Below are 14,534 nucleotides of genomic sequence, written 5' to 3' on the forward strand. Positions count from 1 at the left end.
TGAAGCATGAAAGCTAGCCATACATTTTTAGTAGATCCAGTTGTTGAAAAATTATCTCAATTTGTTGAGCCATAATCTCTTCAATCTCGCGATCGCCTACATTTTCCTCCTCGATTGTACGATCTACTTCTGTGAACTTATTGTCATGAACGGCTGGATTAGAAGGTTCAATCCAATATCTTTTTCGCTCAAAGGGATAAGTAGGTAAAGGAATGCGATCGCGTCGCTCGTGGCGATAAAATTCCGGCCAATTAACTGACACGCCAGCTAGCCAAAGTCTTCCCAATGCGTTCAGCAAGAATGCTATATCTGACTGGCTATCTTTCGGATGACGCAACGAAGAAAGTACAATTGTTTGAGTATTTTCCTCCAAACAATCTCTAGCAAATGTACTCAAAGTGCGTCCAGGGCCAACTTCCAGCAGGATACGCTTTGGTTCTTTTAGCAACTCAGCAATCCCGTCACCAAAACGCACAGTTTGGCGTAGATGTTTCCCCCAATAATTCGGATCTGTTGCTTCCATTTCAGTAATCCAAGTGCCAGTTACATTGGATATGAAAGGAATTTGAGGAGCCTTTAGTTTGACTTTTCTAACTTCGGTGATGAAAGGCCCAATAATTGGTTCCATCATATCAGAATGAAAAGCATGAGAAGTATGCAAACGACGACAATCTAAACCGAGCTCCATCAAACGATTTTGCAGCTCGTCAACAGCTTTTATAGAACCAGAAACTACACACAAAGATGGTGCATTAATTACAGCCAGAGAAAGTTCTTCACTTAGTTCTATTTCCTGTTCCGATAGAGGTACAGCCAGCATTGCACCAGCAGGTAGTTGCTGCATCAATCTCCCGCGAGTAGCAACTAATATCAAGGCATCTTCCAGGGAAAATACACCAGCAAGAGTTGCTGCAACGTACTCGCCAATACTATGACCGATCGCAGCTTCAGGAAGCACGCCCCAGGACATCCACAACTGAGCTAAAGCGTACTCAATTATAAATAATACTGGCTGAGTAATATAAGTTTGTTTTAGTTGTTGTGCGGCTTCTTCTTCCCCTACTTCACTTGGATACAAAACGGTACGCAAGTCTATTCCCAAGTGCGGTATTAGGAGTTTGCAACAATCATCAATAGCACAAGTAAAAGTAGATTCAGTCTGGTAAAGTTCTCGCGCCATGTTCGCATACTGCACCCCTTGACCGGAAAACATAAACACGACAGGACGATTACCAGAATCCTCGTGATGGGAGTGGGAAATATCGGGAATTAATATTTTTGTATTTTCTTTCCCCTCACTTTCTAGAGTCAGCATTTGTACAGCGTCGTCAATATTTTGACATACCAACATTCGGCGATAATCGAATACTTTACGACCCACTTGCAGCGTATAAGCTACATCAGCTAAATTGAGGTCTGGATGCTGTTTTAAATGTGCCGCTAAATTTGCCGTTGCTGTTTCCAAAGCCGAACTTGTTTTAGCAGAAAGAATCAACAATTGATACTTTCTCCCTTTGTTCTCTGCTACCTTAAGATTTGGAAATTCTTCTAAAACGACATGAGCATTAGTACCGCCAATGCCGAAAGAACTGACTCCCGCACGACGAGGCATTCCGTCTGTTTTCCATTCACGGAGGGTGGTATTGACATAAAACGGACTGTTGGCAAAATCAATTTCGGGATTTGGTTTTTCAAAGTGCAAACTAGCTGGTATTTTCTGATGTTTGAGCGCCAAAACTGTTTTGATTAATCCCGTTATTCCGGCGGCTGTATTCAAATGACTGACATTAGTTTTTACAGATCCGATCGCACAGAAACCCTTCTGCTTAGTTTGCGATTCAAACACTTCTTGCAGCGCTCTAATTTCGATCGGATCTCCCAAAGAAGTACCAGTTCCGTGAGTTTCTATATAAGTGATAGTTTCAGGAGCGAAACGCGCGATCGCTTGCGCCTGAGCAATTACCTTAGCTTGGCCCGAAACACTGGGCGCTGTATAACTAACTTTTGCGGAACCATCATTATTAATAGCTGAACCTTTAATCACCGCATAAATGCGATCGCCATCTGCCAAAGCATCTTCTAATCTCTTAAGTACAACAATACCTACTCCATTACCAAAAGTAGTTCCTCCGGCTTTAGCATCAAAAGCGCGAGTATGAGCGTCGGTAGAAAAGATCCCACTTTTTTGATAAAAATAACCTTGTTTTTGAGGAACTTGAATTGAAACTCCACCAGCTAGAGCCATATCGCATTCGTAACTCAACAATCCCCGACAGGCCGAATGAACTGCAACTAATGATGTAGAACAAGCGGTATTAACATTAATACTCGGCCCTTTCAAGTTTAGTTTATAAGAAATTCGAGTAGCTAAAAAGTCTTGATTATTACCAATTCCCAATGGTAGATAACCCAACGAGCCGAATAAATCCCGATTTGAAATAATATTATTTAGCAGATACGTACTCAGGTTAGCACCCGCATAAACACCAGCCAAACCTGCGTATCGTTCCGGGTCATACCCCGCATTTTCTAAAGCTTCCCAAGCACACTCTAAAAAAAGACGATGTTGCGGATCTGTAATTTCAGCTTCTTTTGCCAGCATACCAAAAAACGCAGCATCAAACATCTCGATATCATCCAATACGAACCCAGCTTTCACATAATTAGAGTCATTCAGCCAACTCTCTTCTACGGCCACAGTCCTCAATTCTTCATCACTAAACGATGAAATAGACTCGACTCCATCACACAAGTTTAGCCAAAATTCATCGACATTTTTAGCGCCAGGAAAACGACCCGCCATGCCAATAATAGCAATTGGTTCCAACATACCCTCTCCTTCCCAGTTATCCATTGCAACCTCTCCTAAAAAATATCTTAATTTTCTTACCGATTCCTAGCTTGTTTAAACAGTTCTTTTTGTCTGGCTGCCGCTTGTTCTTGCTTCCTGACATAGCTATTAACTTCTTCAAACATTGGTTGCTCCCCATCCTGTTTTTGGCTCAAATATTCCGCCAACATCTTTATACTGGGATACTTAAATAAGTCGATCGCAGAAATATTTCGATCTAAAACCTTATGCAATTTTGCTTGAACTTTGACCAAAAGTAACGAATGCCCGCCAATTTCAAAAAAATTATCATTAATCCCCACTTTTTCCAACTGCAATATTTCTTGCCAAACCTCAGCAATCAGTCGTTCTACTTCAGTTTGAGGCATTACGTAATCCTGTTTCAAATCACGGCGATTTTCCGGTATTGGTAGGGCGCGATAGTCTACTTTTCCGTTAGGTGTTAAAGGTAATGCCTCCAACTGTATGACAACAGATGGAACCATGTAATCTGGTAATTTTTCTGCTAGAAAACTGCGTAGTTCTAGGTTAATATTATCTGAGACAATATAAGCAACTAAGCGCTTGTTATCTACTTCATCTTCTCTGAGAATAACCACAGCTTGTTTTACTAATGGATGTTGGGTAAGTACATTTTCAACCTCCCCTAATTCAATGCGAAAACCGCGAAGTTTGATTTGGCGATCGCTACGTCCTAAATACTCAATCTCCCCATTAAATAGATAACGACCGATGTCTCCACTTCGATAAAGATAAGCGCCATTTTCACTGCTAAACGGATTGGGAATAAACTTTTCCGCTGTTAATTCTGGGCGATTGAGATAACCTCGCGCTAAACCATCGCCGCCAATACAAAGTTCGCCGGGAACGCCGATCGGAACGGGTTGTAAGTGTGCGTCCAGCACGTATACTTGCATATTAGAAATAGGACGACCGATCGGAATTGAAGAAAGAGATTGGTTTTTACTCGTGTCGTACCACGTCACATCTGCGGATACTTCGGAGGAACCATAAAGGTTAATTAAAATACTTTGAGGCATCCTTTCTTGGAAACGTTGACATAGTTCCACAGATAAAGTTTCTCCACTACTAACCCAATACTTGAGTTGGGGAAGTCGCTTTTGTAAATCGGGAAAAGTTTCTAATAAGACGCGCAACAATGATGGGACTAAAACCAGGCGTGGAACCTGTTGTTGAGATAAAGTTTGAACCAACCGATAAGGGTCTTTTACTATTTCATCAGCAATGATTATAGTTCGCAGTCCGTGCAGCAATGGGGCAAAAATTTCCCAAACTGAATCTATAAAATTTAATGATGTTTTCTGACAGCAAATCTCTCCTTGTTCAAAAGGATAAGGATTCCAATTCAAGCGATTAACGGCGCTGCGATGGCGACCGAGTACGCCTTTGGGAGTCCCTGTAGAACCTGAAGTATAGAGGACATAGGCGAGGTTGTCAGACAATTTTGGATTGGGGATTTTAAATTTAAGATTAGAAATCGTGTCCCATTCACCATCGAAATAAACAACTAATGGAGTTATTTTGGTACTTAAAGCTGGTAGTTCTTTAATTAAATTTTTGCGTGTTAATAATACTGAAACTTGAGCATCGGATAATATGAACGCCAGACGCTCTTGGGGATAGGCTGGATCTAATGGTACGTAAGCTCCACCAGCCTTGAGAATGCCTAAAAGTCCGACTACCATTTCAATCGATCGCTCTACACAAATTCCTACCAAAACTTCCGATCGCACTCCTAATTCTCTCAGATAATCCGCCAATCGATCGGCTTGTTGATTTAATTCTTGATAAGTTAGCTGTCGATCTTCAAATACGATCGCAACTGCATCTGGTGTTTTTTCTACTTGTATTTCAAATAGCTCGTGAATACAAGCATCTTTGGGATAATCTGTCTGAGTACAATTCCAATCTAACAACTGCTGTTTTTCAGATGATGTTAATAGTGGTAATTCATGCACTCGCCGATCGGGATTGGCAACAATTCCTGTAAGTAGCTGCTGGAAATTCTGGCTCATTCTGGCAATTGTAGCTATCTCGAATAAGTCGGTATTGTATTCTATAGTTACGATTGATTCCTCTCCTCTTTCTTCGATATACAAACTCAAATCGAATTTCGCAGTACCGTTGTTACTTTCCAGACTACTCACCGTCAAACCCGATAGCTCTAACACTGATGTCGGAGTATTTTGAAGTGTAAACATCACCTGAAATAAAGGCGTGTAACTCAAAGATCGTTGCGGTTGCAATGTCTCTACCAACTTTTCAAATGGTACATCGCAATGAGCGTATGCTCCCACGCACACTTGACGGACTCGAATTAATAATTCCCGAAAAGTAGGATTACCAGATAAGTCAGTTCGCAGCACTAAAGTATTGACAAAACAGCCAATTAATTGTTCTATCTCGGTGTGGTTACGGTTAGCAATAGGGGAACCGATCGCGATATCTTCAATTCCCGTGTAGCGATAGAGCAAGATTTTGAAAGCGGCTAACAAGGTCATGAAAAAAGTCGCATCTTCGTTCTGACTTAGCGCCTTGAGTGCTTTAGTTAATTCCGCCGTTAGAGAGAATGTTTTCCTCGCACCTCGGAAGGTTTGTACGGCTGGTCGAGGATAATCTGTGGGTAATTGTAGCACGGGAGGAGTGTTACCCAACTTCTGCTTCCAATAAGCAATTTGTGTTGTCAGCACCTCTCCTTTTAGGGATTGTTGCTGCCATAAAGCAAAGTCGGCATACTGGATGGGTAGTTCGCTAAGAGGGGATGATTGATTATTAGAAAATGCTTGGTAAAGTGCTGCTAATTCGTGCATCAGTATGCCATAACACCAGCCATCATAAATAATGTGGTGCATGGTGACTAGCAGCACGTAATCTTGTTGGTCAATTTGTAACAGCATCCAGCGCAATAATGGCCCTTGCGCTAAGTCAAAAGGAGATTGGCTTTGTTCGATCGCAAGTTGCTGAATTTGTTTATTTTGTTCTGATTTTGGTAAGTCAGATAAATCGACTATTGGTAACTCTATAGTTAGAGATGAACAAATAATTTGAACTGGTTGTTCTTCCCTCATTTTGAAAGTAGTTCGCAGGGATTCGTGGCGTTTTATAATTTCATTGAGGCTGCGTTCTAGTGCTGGTATATTGAGCGCACCTTTGAGTTGTATTGCTCCGTGTTCGTTGTAGGAAGAATTGGTGCGATCGATTTGTTGGAGTAACCACAGTCTTTGTTGAGCAAAGGATAGCGGCGCAGAGTCAGTAAGGTCGCGTTTGGGAATAAAGTTTATGGGGGAATCAGACTGAATTTCTCCCCGCAAGCGTTTGGCGAGAAGTGCTTGTTTGCTGGGGGAAAGTTGATAGCGTCTTGCTAGTATTTGTTGTTTGTTTATGTCCATTTTTTTATAATCTCCTAGTAAGTTTTTTTGATCGCAGATGAATGTTGATTTTTCTAATTGATGATTTCGATGTTCATATATTTGGGGTAAGGTTGAATTGTTTTTAGATCGTTTTCGAGAATTACCAGATCGCCGTTGTTCTCGATTTCTTTGAATCCAGAAAATTTATAAGCGATGTACATCATCCGATTTCGATTGTTTGAAAGGAATTCTGCACGCAATCGAACGTTATTGTCTTTAGCGAGTTCTAGCAGATAATTTAGCATAACTGTGCCGACACCTCTTGACATAACGCGACAAGACATGAGGAAGAGTTTGATAGTCCAGAAGCTGTCGGAATATTCGAGCAAAGCTAAGCCGATTTTTCCATAATTTCCATACTTATCATTTAAACTGGCGATCAGCAATTTGTGGTTGTCCGATCGACTAAACATATTCAGTTCGTCATAGGAATATGTGTAACCTGTTGTGTTTAGTTGATTGGTGCGTACTGTTAGTTCTTCGGCTCGCTGTAAATCTTCTTCTTTAGCGGCAGAAATTGTCAAGTGCATATTTAGGGTAGCTAAGAATTCTTCTTGCGAACCGATGAATTCTGATTCAGCTTGATTTCGCTGGATATCGCTGATATACATCTGCCTTCTTTTTTGGGAATCCTCTGTGATAAAACGAGGATTCATTTCTGGCATTTCTAGTAGATATTCTAGGCGATCGACATTAATACAAAGGACTTCAGGGAGTGAAAAATTTACTTCTTCGAGTTCAAAAATTTGGTCGTCAACGAAAGCGATCGCATCCGTCCCGATATTAATTAATTTAGCAATTTCTTTAATTGAAGAAACCTTAGAATTCCAATGGATCTGAGGATAGATAAAATACTCGTGCAATCGTAGTTCTTCAAGTTTCGCGATCGCACTACTATATTCATTCTTGCTAGCGATGGATTGTAAGATTCCTCGACTATCCAAAGTTTTGATGATATCGAGTATATGGGGTCGCAAGCAAACTCGATCGCCTTCTAACAATATGCCGTTCCAGATGGTGTTATCCAAATCCCAAACGACACATTTTATTGATTGTGTTTTTTCTTGTTTATTGTCTGTTGGCGCACAATTTAAACTAATCATTTTTTCACTTCCTTCCTACTAATTCTTGAGATTTTGAATTCCGATTTTGTGAGAACATATATTCTTGATAACCATACTCAGCGATGGTTATTTGTTGAATTTGGGTACTACCTTCGATGATTTCCATAATTTTTGTATCCCGTAAATACCGTTGAACTGGGTATTGACTACTGCAACCATTTGCCCCGTGAATTTGGACGGCATCATTGGCTACTTTAGTTGCGATCGTAGAAGCAAAATATTTGGCGATCGAGGTTTCCATAATTGAGTTGGGGTCGCCAATATCTTTGAGATAACCTGCTTGATAGCATAGTAATCGGGCGGCTTTGATATTCGCGATCGCCTCAGTAATCATTTGTCGAATTAGTTGATGTTCTTTGAGATAAACATCAAATTGCTTGCGTTTACTTGTATATTCAATGCAGGCTTCTAAGCAAGCTTGAGCGATTCCTACACAACCGCACGCGACACTGTATCGTCCCAAATCAAGTGCAGAAGATGCTACGTGGGAGAAACCAAAACCTTGCCTGCATACGAGATTTTCTTGGGGAATTCGACAATTATTTAGGTGCAGTTCTGCTAACATCGAACCTTTGACACCTAACATTCCAAAAATTGGTTTAATGGAGAGTCCCGGACTGTTTTTTTCGACTAAAAAAGCAGAGGGTTTACCTTCCCACTTGGCAAAAACTAAGAAAACATCAGCAATTTGTCCGTAAGTAATCCATTTTTTTTGCCCGTTTAAGATATAAGAGTCGCCAGAAAGTTTTGCTGTCGTCTCTACGGCTTTGGCATCGCTACCTATGTTAGGTTCGCTCAATGCGAAGGCTGCGATCGCATCGCCGGATGCTAATTTAGTCAGCCAATACTCTTTTTGAAATTTACTTCCCCATTTGAGAATGGCATGAGCGACCATAGAATGAACTGTTAGCAAGCACCTGAGCGAAGAACATCCCCGTCCGATTTCCTCGTTTAGGAGACCGTAGGCGATCGCATCCATGCCCATGCCGCCCCATTCTTCGGGTAATATGGCTCCTAAATATCCTTTTTGAGCTAGTTTCTGGATGATTTCAGGTGTAGTTCTTTCTTCGCGATCGATGCGATCGGCATGAGGAACGATTTCTTCATCTACGAAAGCTCTAAAAGTGGAGCGATTGTCTTTTTGCTGAGAGCTTAATTCTAGTTTCATTGTATCGCTTAATTCCTCCAAATGTCAACATTAAAATCACATTTTTTACTCTCTCGCCAGTACGGTAGTTTTCCGTTCTAGTAACGCCGTCATAGAGTTGATACTCCTGAAATTAGCAAATTCCAGGTCTTCGTTTTCGATCGTAACTTCAAACTCTTTTTCTATAAACAACACCAATTGCATGGCAAACATGGAATTGACGAATCCCAAAGCAAATATGTCTTCATCATCCTGCAAGTCATGGTTGCCGAAAAACTGAGAAAGGAATTTTTTGATTTTGTCTTTAGCTGCTTTCATGTTATGTAATTTCTAATGACTAATGATTGTAGGTATAGAAACCTTTTCCGCTTTTTCGCCCGTGCAATCCAGCATCTACCATTTTTTTGAGTAAAGGGCAGGGGCGATATTTACTGTCATTGAAGCTTTCGTACAAAACTTCTATCGAGAAGAGAATTGTATCTAATCCGATTAAATCTGCTGTTTCTAATGGCCCCATTTTGTGACCGAAACAGGATTTAAAAATTTTATCAACCTGTTCGGCTGAAGCTACTCCCTCTTGCAAAAGAAAAATTGCTTCGTTAACGGTTAACATTAGCACCCGATTGGAAACGAAACCAGGCGAATCATTAACTAAGATAGATTCTTTTCCCATCTTCGCTAATAATTTTGTGGCGGTTTCGATCGTCGGCTCAGAAGTATGATAGCCGCGAATCATTTCCACCATCGGCTTCATCGGTACGGGGTTCATAAAATGAATGCCAATAACTCGATCTGCCCTCTTGGTAGCGGAAGCGATCCGAGTAATGGAAATGGCCGATGTGTTGGCGGCAAAAATAGTTTCTTCTGGGCAAATCGCGTCTATTTTACTGTATACCTCCTTTTTAATATCCCATTTTTCAGTAACATTTTCAACTACGAATTCCGCTTTTTCTAGGAACTGATAGTTACTGGAAAAAGTAATTTTATCCAAAATGTCATTTGGACGATCGGCTTTCTCATTTTTGTTGAAAAAACTTTGAAAACGGATATTATTTTTGATTTCCTGTTTCGCTCGTTCCAGAATATCATCTGAAATATCTAAAAGCACCGCATGATGTCCGGTTTGCGCTAGATTTTGCGCTACCCCAACTCCCATAACACCTGCTCCGATTACACCGACTGTTTGAATGTTCATACTTAATCCTTTGGTCATTGGTCATTGATCATTGATCATTTCATGGAATTAACTGGTACAAGTTCGCGAACTTCATCTTCAGTTAATTTTTCTAATTCGTTGATGATGATTTCCTCAATAACAAAAGCTAATTCAGCTACAGATGGTGACTGAAAAAGCGAAGGAATAGATAGTTCTATCTGGAAGTCTTGGCGAAGCCGAGAAATTAACTGAATCCCGATCAAAGAGTTACCGCCTAAGTCGAAAAAGCTGTCATTTATGCCGACGCTATCAATTCCCAGCAACTCTTGATAAATGCCAGCAATTCTGTATTCAGTATCATTGCTAGGTGCAATATAGGCAGTTTTTAAATTAGGTCGTGAATGAATTGATTGGGGGCGATCCTTCTGTGATTTTTCCAGTAAAGTTGTCAATTCAAAATCCTCGTGCTGCTCAATTACAGCCTGGAGATTTCGCGTTGATACGACTACTTGAGGAAGTTGACAAGATAGAATATGACCTAATGCCTCTATACCCTCTTGAAATGTTATGCCATATTTCTCTCGCATTTGCTTAAAGCTAGCTTGCATCTGTGGCTCAAATGACAGCAGTGCATCTTGCCAACTATCCCATTGCCACCAATCCCAATTAATTGAAACAGTTAGCACTTGATGGCGAGCAAATTTGTAATGGGCAAAGGCATCAAGAAAAGCATTAGCGGCGCAGTAATCTACCTGACCAAATCCACCATAAATTGAAGTGAATGAAGAAAAGAACACAAAAAAATCTAGCTTTAGATCTTTTAATACAGCATCTAATACCAGCGTTCCCTTCATCTTAGGCTCAAGAACACTGTTCGCCAATTCGGTTGTTTTCAGTTGAACAAGACCTGCACCTGGAACTCCGGCTGCGTGAATCACTCCATGAATATCCCCAAAGCGAACGCATACCTGCTTGACCATCGCTTGCATTTGTTCAAGGTTAGCAACATCTGCTTTGATAACAAGAACTTCTGCACCCAATTCCTCTAAAAGCTGAACTTTCTCGATTTTTGTACTCAGTAAATTTTGCCGATCGTGGCTTAATAAATATTGCTCCCACTCAGATTTCGGAGGTAATCCTGAACGTCCAATTAACACCAGCTTGGCTTGAGCTATTTTTGCCAAATGTTCGGCGATCGCTAGTCCAATTCCACCCAATCCACCTGTAATAATATAAACTCCTCCTTGGCGTAACTTGGGTGTGCGTAAGGTTTTATCTTTCACTGGGAGTGGCTCAAAACACTGCGCCCATCGACGATTTCCGCGATACGCAATCACCGGGTAAGATAACTCTACAGCTAATTCTGCCAGGAGTTGATCTATCAGTTGTTCCCATTGTTTAGTACCTGATTCGGGCAGAGTAATATCAATGCTACGACAGGTGATATTTGAATATTCTTGGGGAATAACTTTACATGGGCCTAAAAGAGTTGCCTTTTCTGGGTACAATTCACCTTCGTCAGTTAACTCCTGTAGATTATTAGATACGACAGCAATTTCGATAGAGTCACTAAGATTTTTTTCTCCTAGTGCTTGGGCTAAAAAAATCAGACTGTAGAAGCTAAAAACTTGAGTTTCTTCTAAATCTTCAAGTGCTGAGTGTATGCGATCGTTCGATGTTATGTTCCACAAATGAGCGATGATTTGGGGGATTTTATTCAAATCACTAAGGACTTTTATTAGAGCATTATAGTCATCTTTATTTTGAGGATGGATCGTGTATTCCCACTCTCTAAGCTGGCTAAATTTCTCTCCCACCCTCACGACTATTACATCTTGATTCTCCTTTTCTAGTCGTTCTACAATTTGTGAACCTATCCCACAACCATCAATAAATACTAGCCAAGATTGCTTTTGAGTTATTGATTTTCTTGGTTCAAAAGATCCAGGCGGTGCAACTTGTTTCCAAGAAGGAATGTAAAACCACTCGGTAATATCAAGTTTTTGTTCTAGAATTCCTTGGTTAAGATTAATATTGTTGGGAGTTTTTGGTGGTTCAATCCAGTAGCGCTGACGCTCGAATGGATAAGTCGGTAATGGAATCCGATAATGGCGATCGTGGGTATAAAATCCCGACCAATTTATCTGTACTCCCGAAAGCCAAAGCTGACCCAAAGTGTTGAGTAAAAATGCTAAATCTGGTTGTTGATTATAGGCATCTCGCAGCGAGGGTAACGCGACTTTATCTGCGATCGCAACATTTTCTAAACACTGTAAGCCTAAGCTGCACAATGTCTGTCCTGGCCCTACTTCTAATAGAATCGGTTTGTGTTTTTTCCACAACTCTTGCATCCCATCAGCAAATAACACGGGTTGACACAAATGCTGAGTCCAATAATTAGGATCGGTAGCTTGTTCGGCAGTAATCCAAGTTCCCGTAACGTTTGATATATAAGGAATTTTTGGTGCTTGAAGATTGACAGTTTTCACTAATTCGGTAAAAGATTCAGCGATCGCTTCCATCATCTGAGAATGGAAAGCATGGGAACTTTGCAAGCGCCGACAAGCTAAACCTTTTTCAGTTAGTTGAGTAGCCAATTCGTCTATAGCGTTTGTAGTTCCCGCTACTACGCAAAAAGCAGCACCATTAATTGCAGATAAAGAGAGATTTTTATTCAGCAAAGGGCGCACTTTTTCCTCACCTAAAGGAACCGCCAACATCCCTCCATTTGGTAACTCTTGAATCATCTGCGCTCTTTTGGCGACGAGAGTAAGAGCATCTTCCAGAGATAAAACTTCTGCTATCGTTGCGGCGACATATTCACCGATGCTGTAACCGATAGTTGCTACAGGATGAATTCCCCAGGAAATCCACAACTGAGCTAAAGCATATTCGATTACAAAAATAGCAGGTTGAGTGAGATGAGTTTGATTGAGTTTTTGAGTAGTTTCATCCGCCTGTTGTTCGCCACGACCGAGCATTTTTCGCAGATCGAAACCTGATGGAGAGGTAGTTTTTGGAGCGTTGCGATCGCGATACATTACATCTCGCAAATCTAACCCCAGCAGAGGTTTGAGAAATTGGCAACAGCGATCGACTGTCTCTTGAAATGTCGGTTCAACTTGGTATAATTCCCAACCCATATTGACATATTGAGTTCCCAGTCCTGTAAACATAAAAGCGACTGGACGTTCCATTCCATCCTGAATATTATTGAGAACTAGTTTGGGATTTTGAAGTGCTGCGATCGCATCTTGAATATCTTTGCAAACCACCGTTCGCCGATGCTCAAAAGCTCGACGACCAACTTGTAGAGTGTAAGCGACATCAGCTAAGTTGAGATCGGGATGTTGTTTTAAGTGTTCCGCTAAATTTACCGTCGCCGTTTCCAAAGCCGAGTTAGTTTTAGCAGATAACATCAATAATTGCCAAGTACGAGATGTTTCAGAAGTTTTAGCAGGTGGCGCTTCTTCGAGAATTACGTGAGCATTCGTACCTCCAATTCCTAAAGAACTAACCCCAGCGCGGCGAGGGTTTAGGTGCGTTTTCCACTGTGAAAGTTTGGTGTTGACGTAAAACGGACTGTTAGCAAAATCAATCTTAGAATTGGGTTTTTCAAAATGCAAACTCGGTGGAATTAACTGATGTTTGATAGCTAAAACTGTTTTAATTAAACCTGCTACGCCAGCAGCAGCACCGAGATGTCCGAAATTAGTTTTAACGGAACCAACTGCACAGAAACTTTTTTGTGTAGTCCGACTTTCAAAAACTTGTGTTAGCGCGGCAATTTCGATCGGATCTCCTAAAGGTGTTCCACTGCCGTGAGCTTCAATATAATTTATTGTTTCAGGTTCAATTCCCGCGATCGCTTGAGCTTCGGAAATTACTGCTGATTGACCATCTGGACTCGGAGCAGTATAGCCAGCTTTCAACGCGCCGTCATTATTAATTGCCGAACCTTTGATAATTGCATGAATGGAATCTCCATCTGCGATCGCATCATCCAACCGCTTGAGAACCACAACTCCTACACCGCTACCGAAAATACTTCCCCGCGCTTTAGCATCAAAACTTCGGCAGTGTCCATCGGGAGAAGCAATTCCTTCTTCTTGATATAAATATCCCGTCTTTTGTGGAACGCGAACTGTAACGCCACCCGCCAAAGATATATCGCATTCACCATTCAATAAACTTTGGCAAGCGATATGAATAGCCACCAATGAAGTAGAACAAGCGGTTTGAACGCTGACACTCGGTCCTTTGAGATTCAACTTATAAGAAACTCTAGAAGATAGATAATCTTTATCATTTCCTAGCAGCGTTTGTAAATCTGACAGACCAAAATTAGGATAGATATTGTTGAGCAGATAAGTATTAGTTTCTGAACCTGCGTAAACACCGATCGAACCTTGATAAGTTTCCGAATTGTAACCTGCATTTTCGAGTGCTTCCCAAGCAGATTCGATAAATAATCGATGCTGGGGATCTAAAATTTCAGCTTCTTTCGGACTGAAGCCGAAAAACTCAGCATCAAATCCTTCAACGTCTGACAGGACGGCATTAGCTTTGACGTAATTAGGGTTGTTCAGCGAAGTTGAATCTACACCTGAAGAGAGTAGTTCTTCATCTGAATAAAATTCAACTGACTCTATACCTTCTCGCAGATTCTGCCAGAAAACCTCGATATTTTTTGCGCCAGGGAAACGACCGGCCATTCCGATAATGGCTATTTCCGACCCATTTATATCATTCTGTAAATCCACTGCGCTCATCTAATTCTAACTCCTTTGATTATTGACTATTAGCAATTGAAAGTCCCAACTAC

7 protein-coding genes are annotated in these 14,534 nt (G+C 41.0%); all 7 read right to left on the bottom strand.

The genetic code is table 11. The annotated features are described in order from the left end of the window. Positions 1–13 precede the first annotated feature (13 nt). Genes OSCI_RS26840 through OSCI_RS26870 form a run of 7 tightly spaced genes read right to left on the bottom strand, consistent with a single transcriptional unit; the run spans position 14 to position 14,481 of the window. A complete protein-coding gene (locus OSCI_RS26840; protein WP_007358386.1) occupies positions 14–2,854 on the bottom strand; it encodes a type I polyketide synthase in 2,841 nt (946 codons plus the stop codon). Between the two features lie 32 nt (positions 2,855–2,886). Beyond that, positions 2,887–6,261 carry a non-ribosomal peptide synthetase gene (locus tag OSCI_RS26845; RefSeq protein WP_007358387.1) on the bottom strand — a complete coding sequence of 1,125 codons (3,375 nt, stop codon included), beginning with the start codon at positions 6,259–6,261 and terminating at the stop codon, positions 2,887–2,889. 53 nt (positions 6,262–6,314) lie between these two features. Continuing rightward, a complete protein-coding gene (locus tag OSCI_RS26850) occupies positions 6,315–7,385 on the bottom strand; it encodes an HAD-IIIC family phosphatase (RefSeq protein ID WP_007358388.1) in 1,071 nt (356 codons plus the stop codon). A 4-nt stretch (positions 7,386–7,389) separates the two neighbouring features. Then, the gene (locus OSCI_RS26855) at positions 7,390–8,574 is read right to left on the bottom strand and encodes an acyl-CoA dehydrogenase family protein (RefSeq protein WP_007358389.1); all 1,185 of its coding nucleotides are present in this window, start codon (positions 8,572–8,574) and stop codon (positions 7,390–7,392) included. Between the two features lie 45 nt (positions 8,575–8,619). After that, the gene (locus tag OSCI_RS26860) at positions 8,620–8,871 is read right to left on the bottom strand and encodes an acyl carrier protein (protein ID WP_007358390.1); all 252 of its coding nucleotides are present in this window, start codon (positions 8,869–8,871) and stop codon (positions 8,620–8,622) included. Positions 8,872–8,890: 19 nt separating this feature from the next. Beyond that, on the bottom strand, positions 8,891–9,748 hold the full coding sequence (locus OSCI_RS26865; protein ID WP_007358391.1) for a 3-hydroxyacyl-CoA dehydrogenase family protein: 858 nt from the start codon (positions 9,746–9,748) through the stop codon (positions 8,891–8,893). A 35-nt stretch (positions 9,749–9,783) separates the two neighbouring features. Then, on the bottom strand, positions 9,784–14,481 hold the full coding sequence (locus OSCI_RS26870) for a type I polyketide synthase (RefSeq protein ID WP_007358392.1): 4,698 nt from the start codon (positions 14,479–14,481) through the stop codon (positions 9,784–9,786). Positions 14,482–14,534 lie beyond the last annotated feature (53 nt).

The organism is Kamptonema sp. PCC 6506 (genome assembly GCF_000180455.1).
Lineage (GTDB): Bacteria > Cyanobacteriota > Cyanobacteriia > Cyanobacteriales > Microcoleaceae > Kamptonema > Kamptonema formosum.

Excerpts from the sequence above, each read along its gene's own strand:
- OSCI_RS26840 (WP_007358386.1), bottom strand. The coding sequence starts at position 2,854 with ATGGATAACTGGGAAGGAGAGGGTATGTTGGAACCAATTGCTATTATT.
- OSCI_RS26845 (WP_007358387.1), bottom strand. The coding sequence starts at position 6,261 with ATGGACATAAACAAACAACAAATACTAGCAAGACGCTATCAACTTTCC.
- OSCI_RS26850 (WP_007358388.1), bottom strand. The coding sequence starts at position 7,385 with ATGATTAGTTTAAATTGTGCGCCAACAGACAATAAACAAGAAAAAACA.
- OSCI_RS26855 (WP_007358389.1), bottom strand. The coding sequence starts at position 8,574 with ATGAAACTAGAATTAAGCTCTCAGCAAAAAGACAATCGCTCCACTTTT.
- OSCI_RS26860 (WP_007358390.1), bottom strand. The coding sequence starts at position 8,871 with ATGAAAGCAGCTAAAGACAAAATCAAAAAATTCCTTTCTCAGTTTTTC.
- OSCI_RS26865 (WP_007358391.1), bottom strand. The coding sequence starts at position 9,748 with ATGAACATTCAAACAGTCGGTGTAATCGGAGCAGGTGTTATGGGAGTT.
- OSCI_RS26870 (WP_007358392.1), bottom strand. The coding sequence starts at position 14,481 with ATGAGCGCAGTGGATTTACAGAATGATATAAATGGGTCGGAAATAGCC.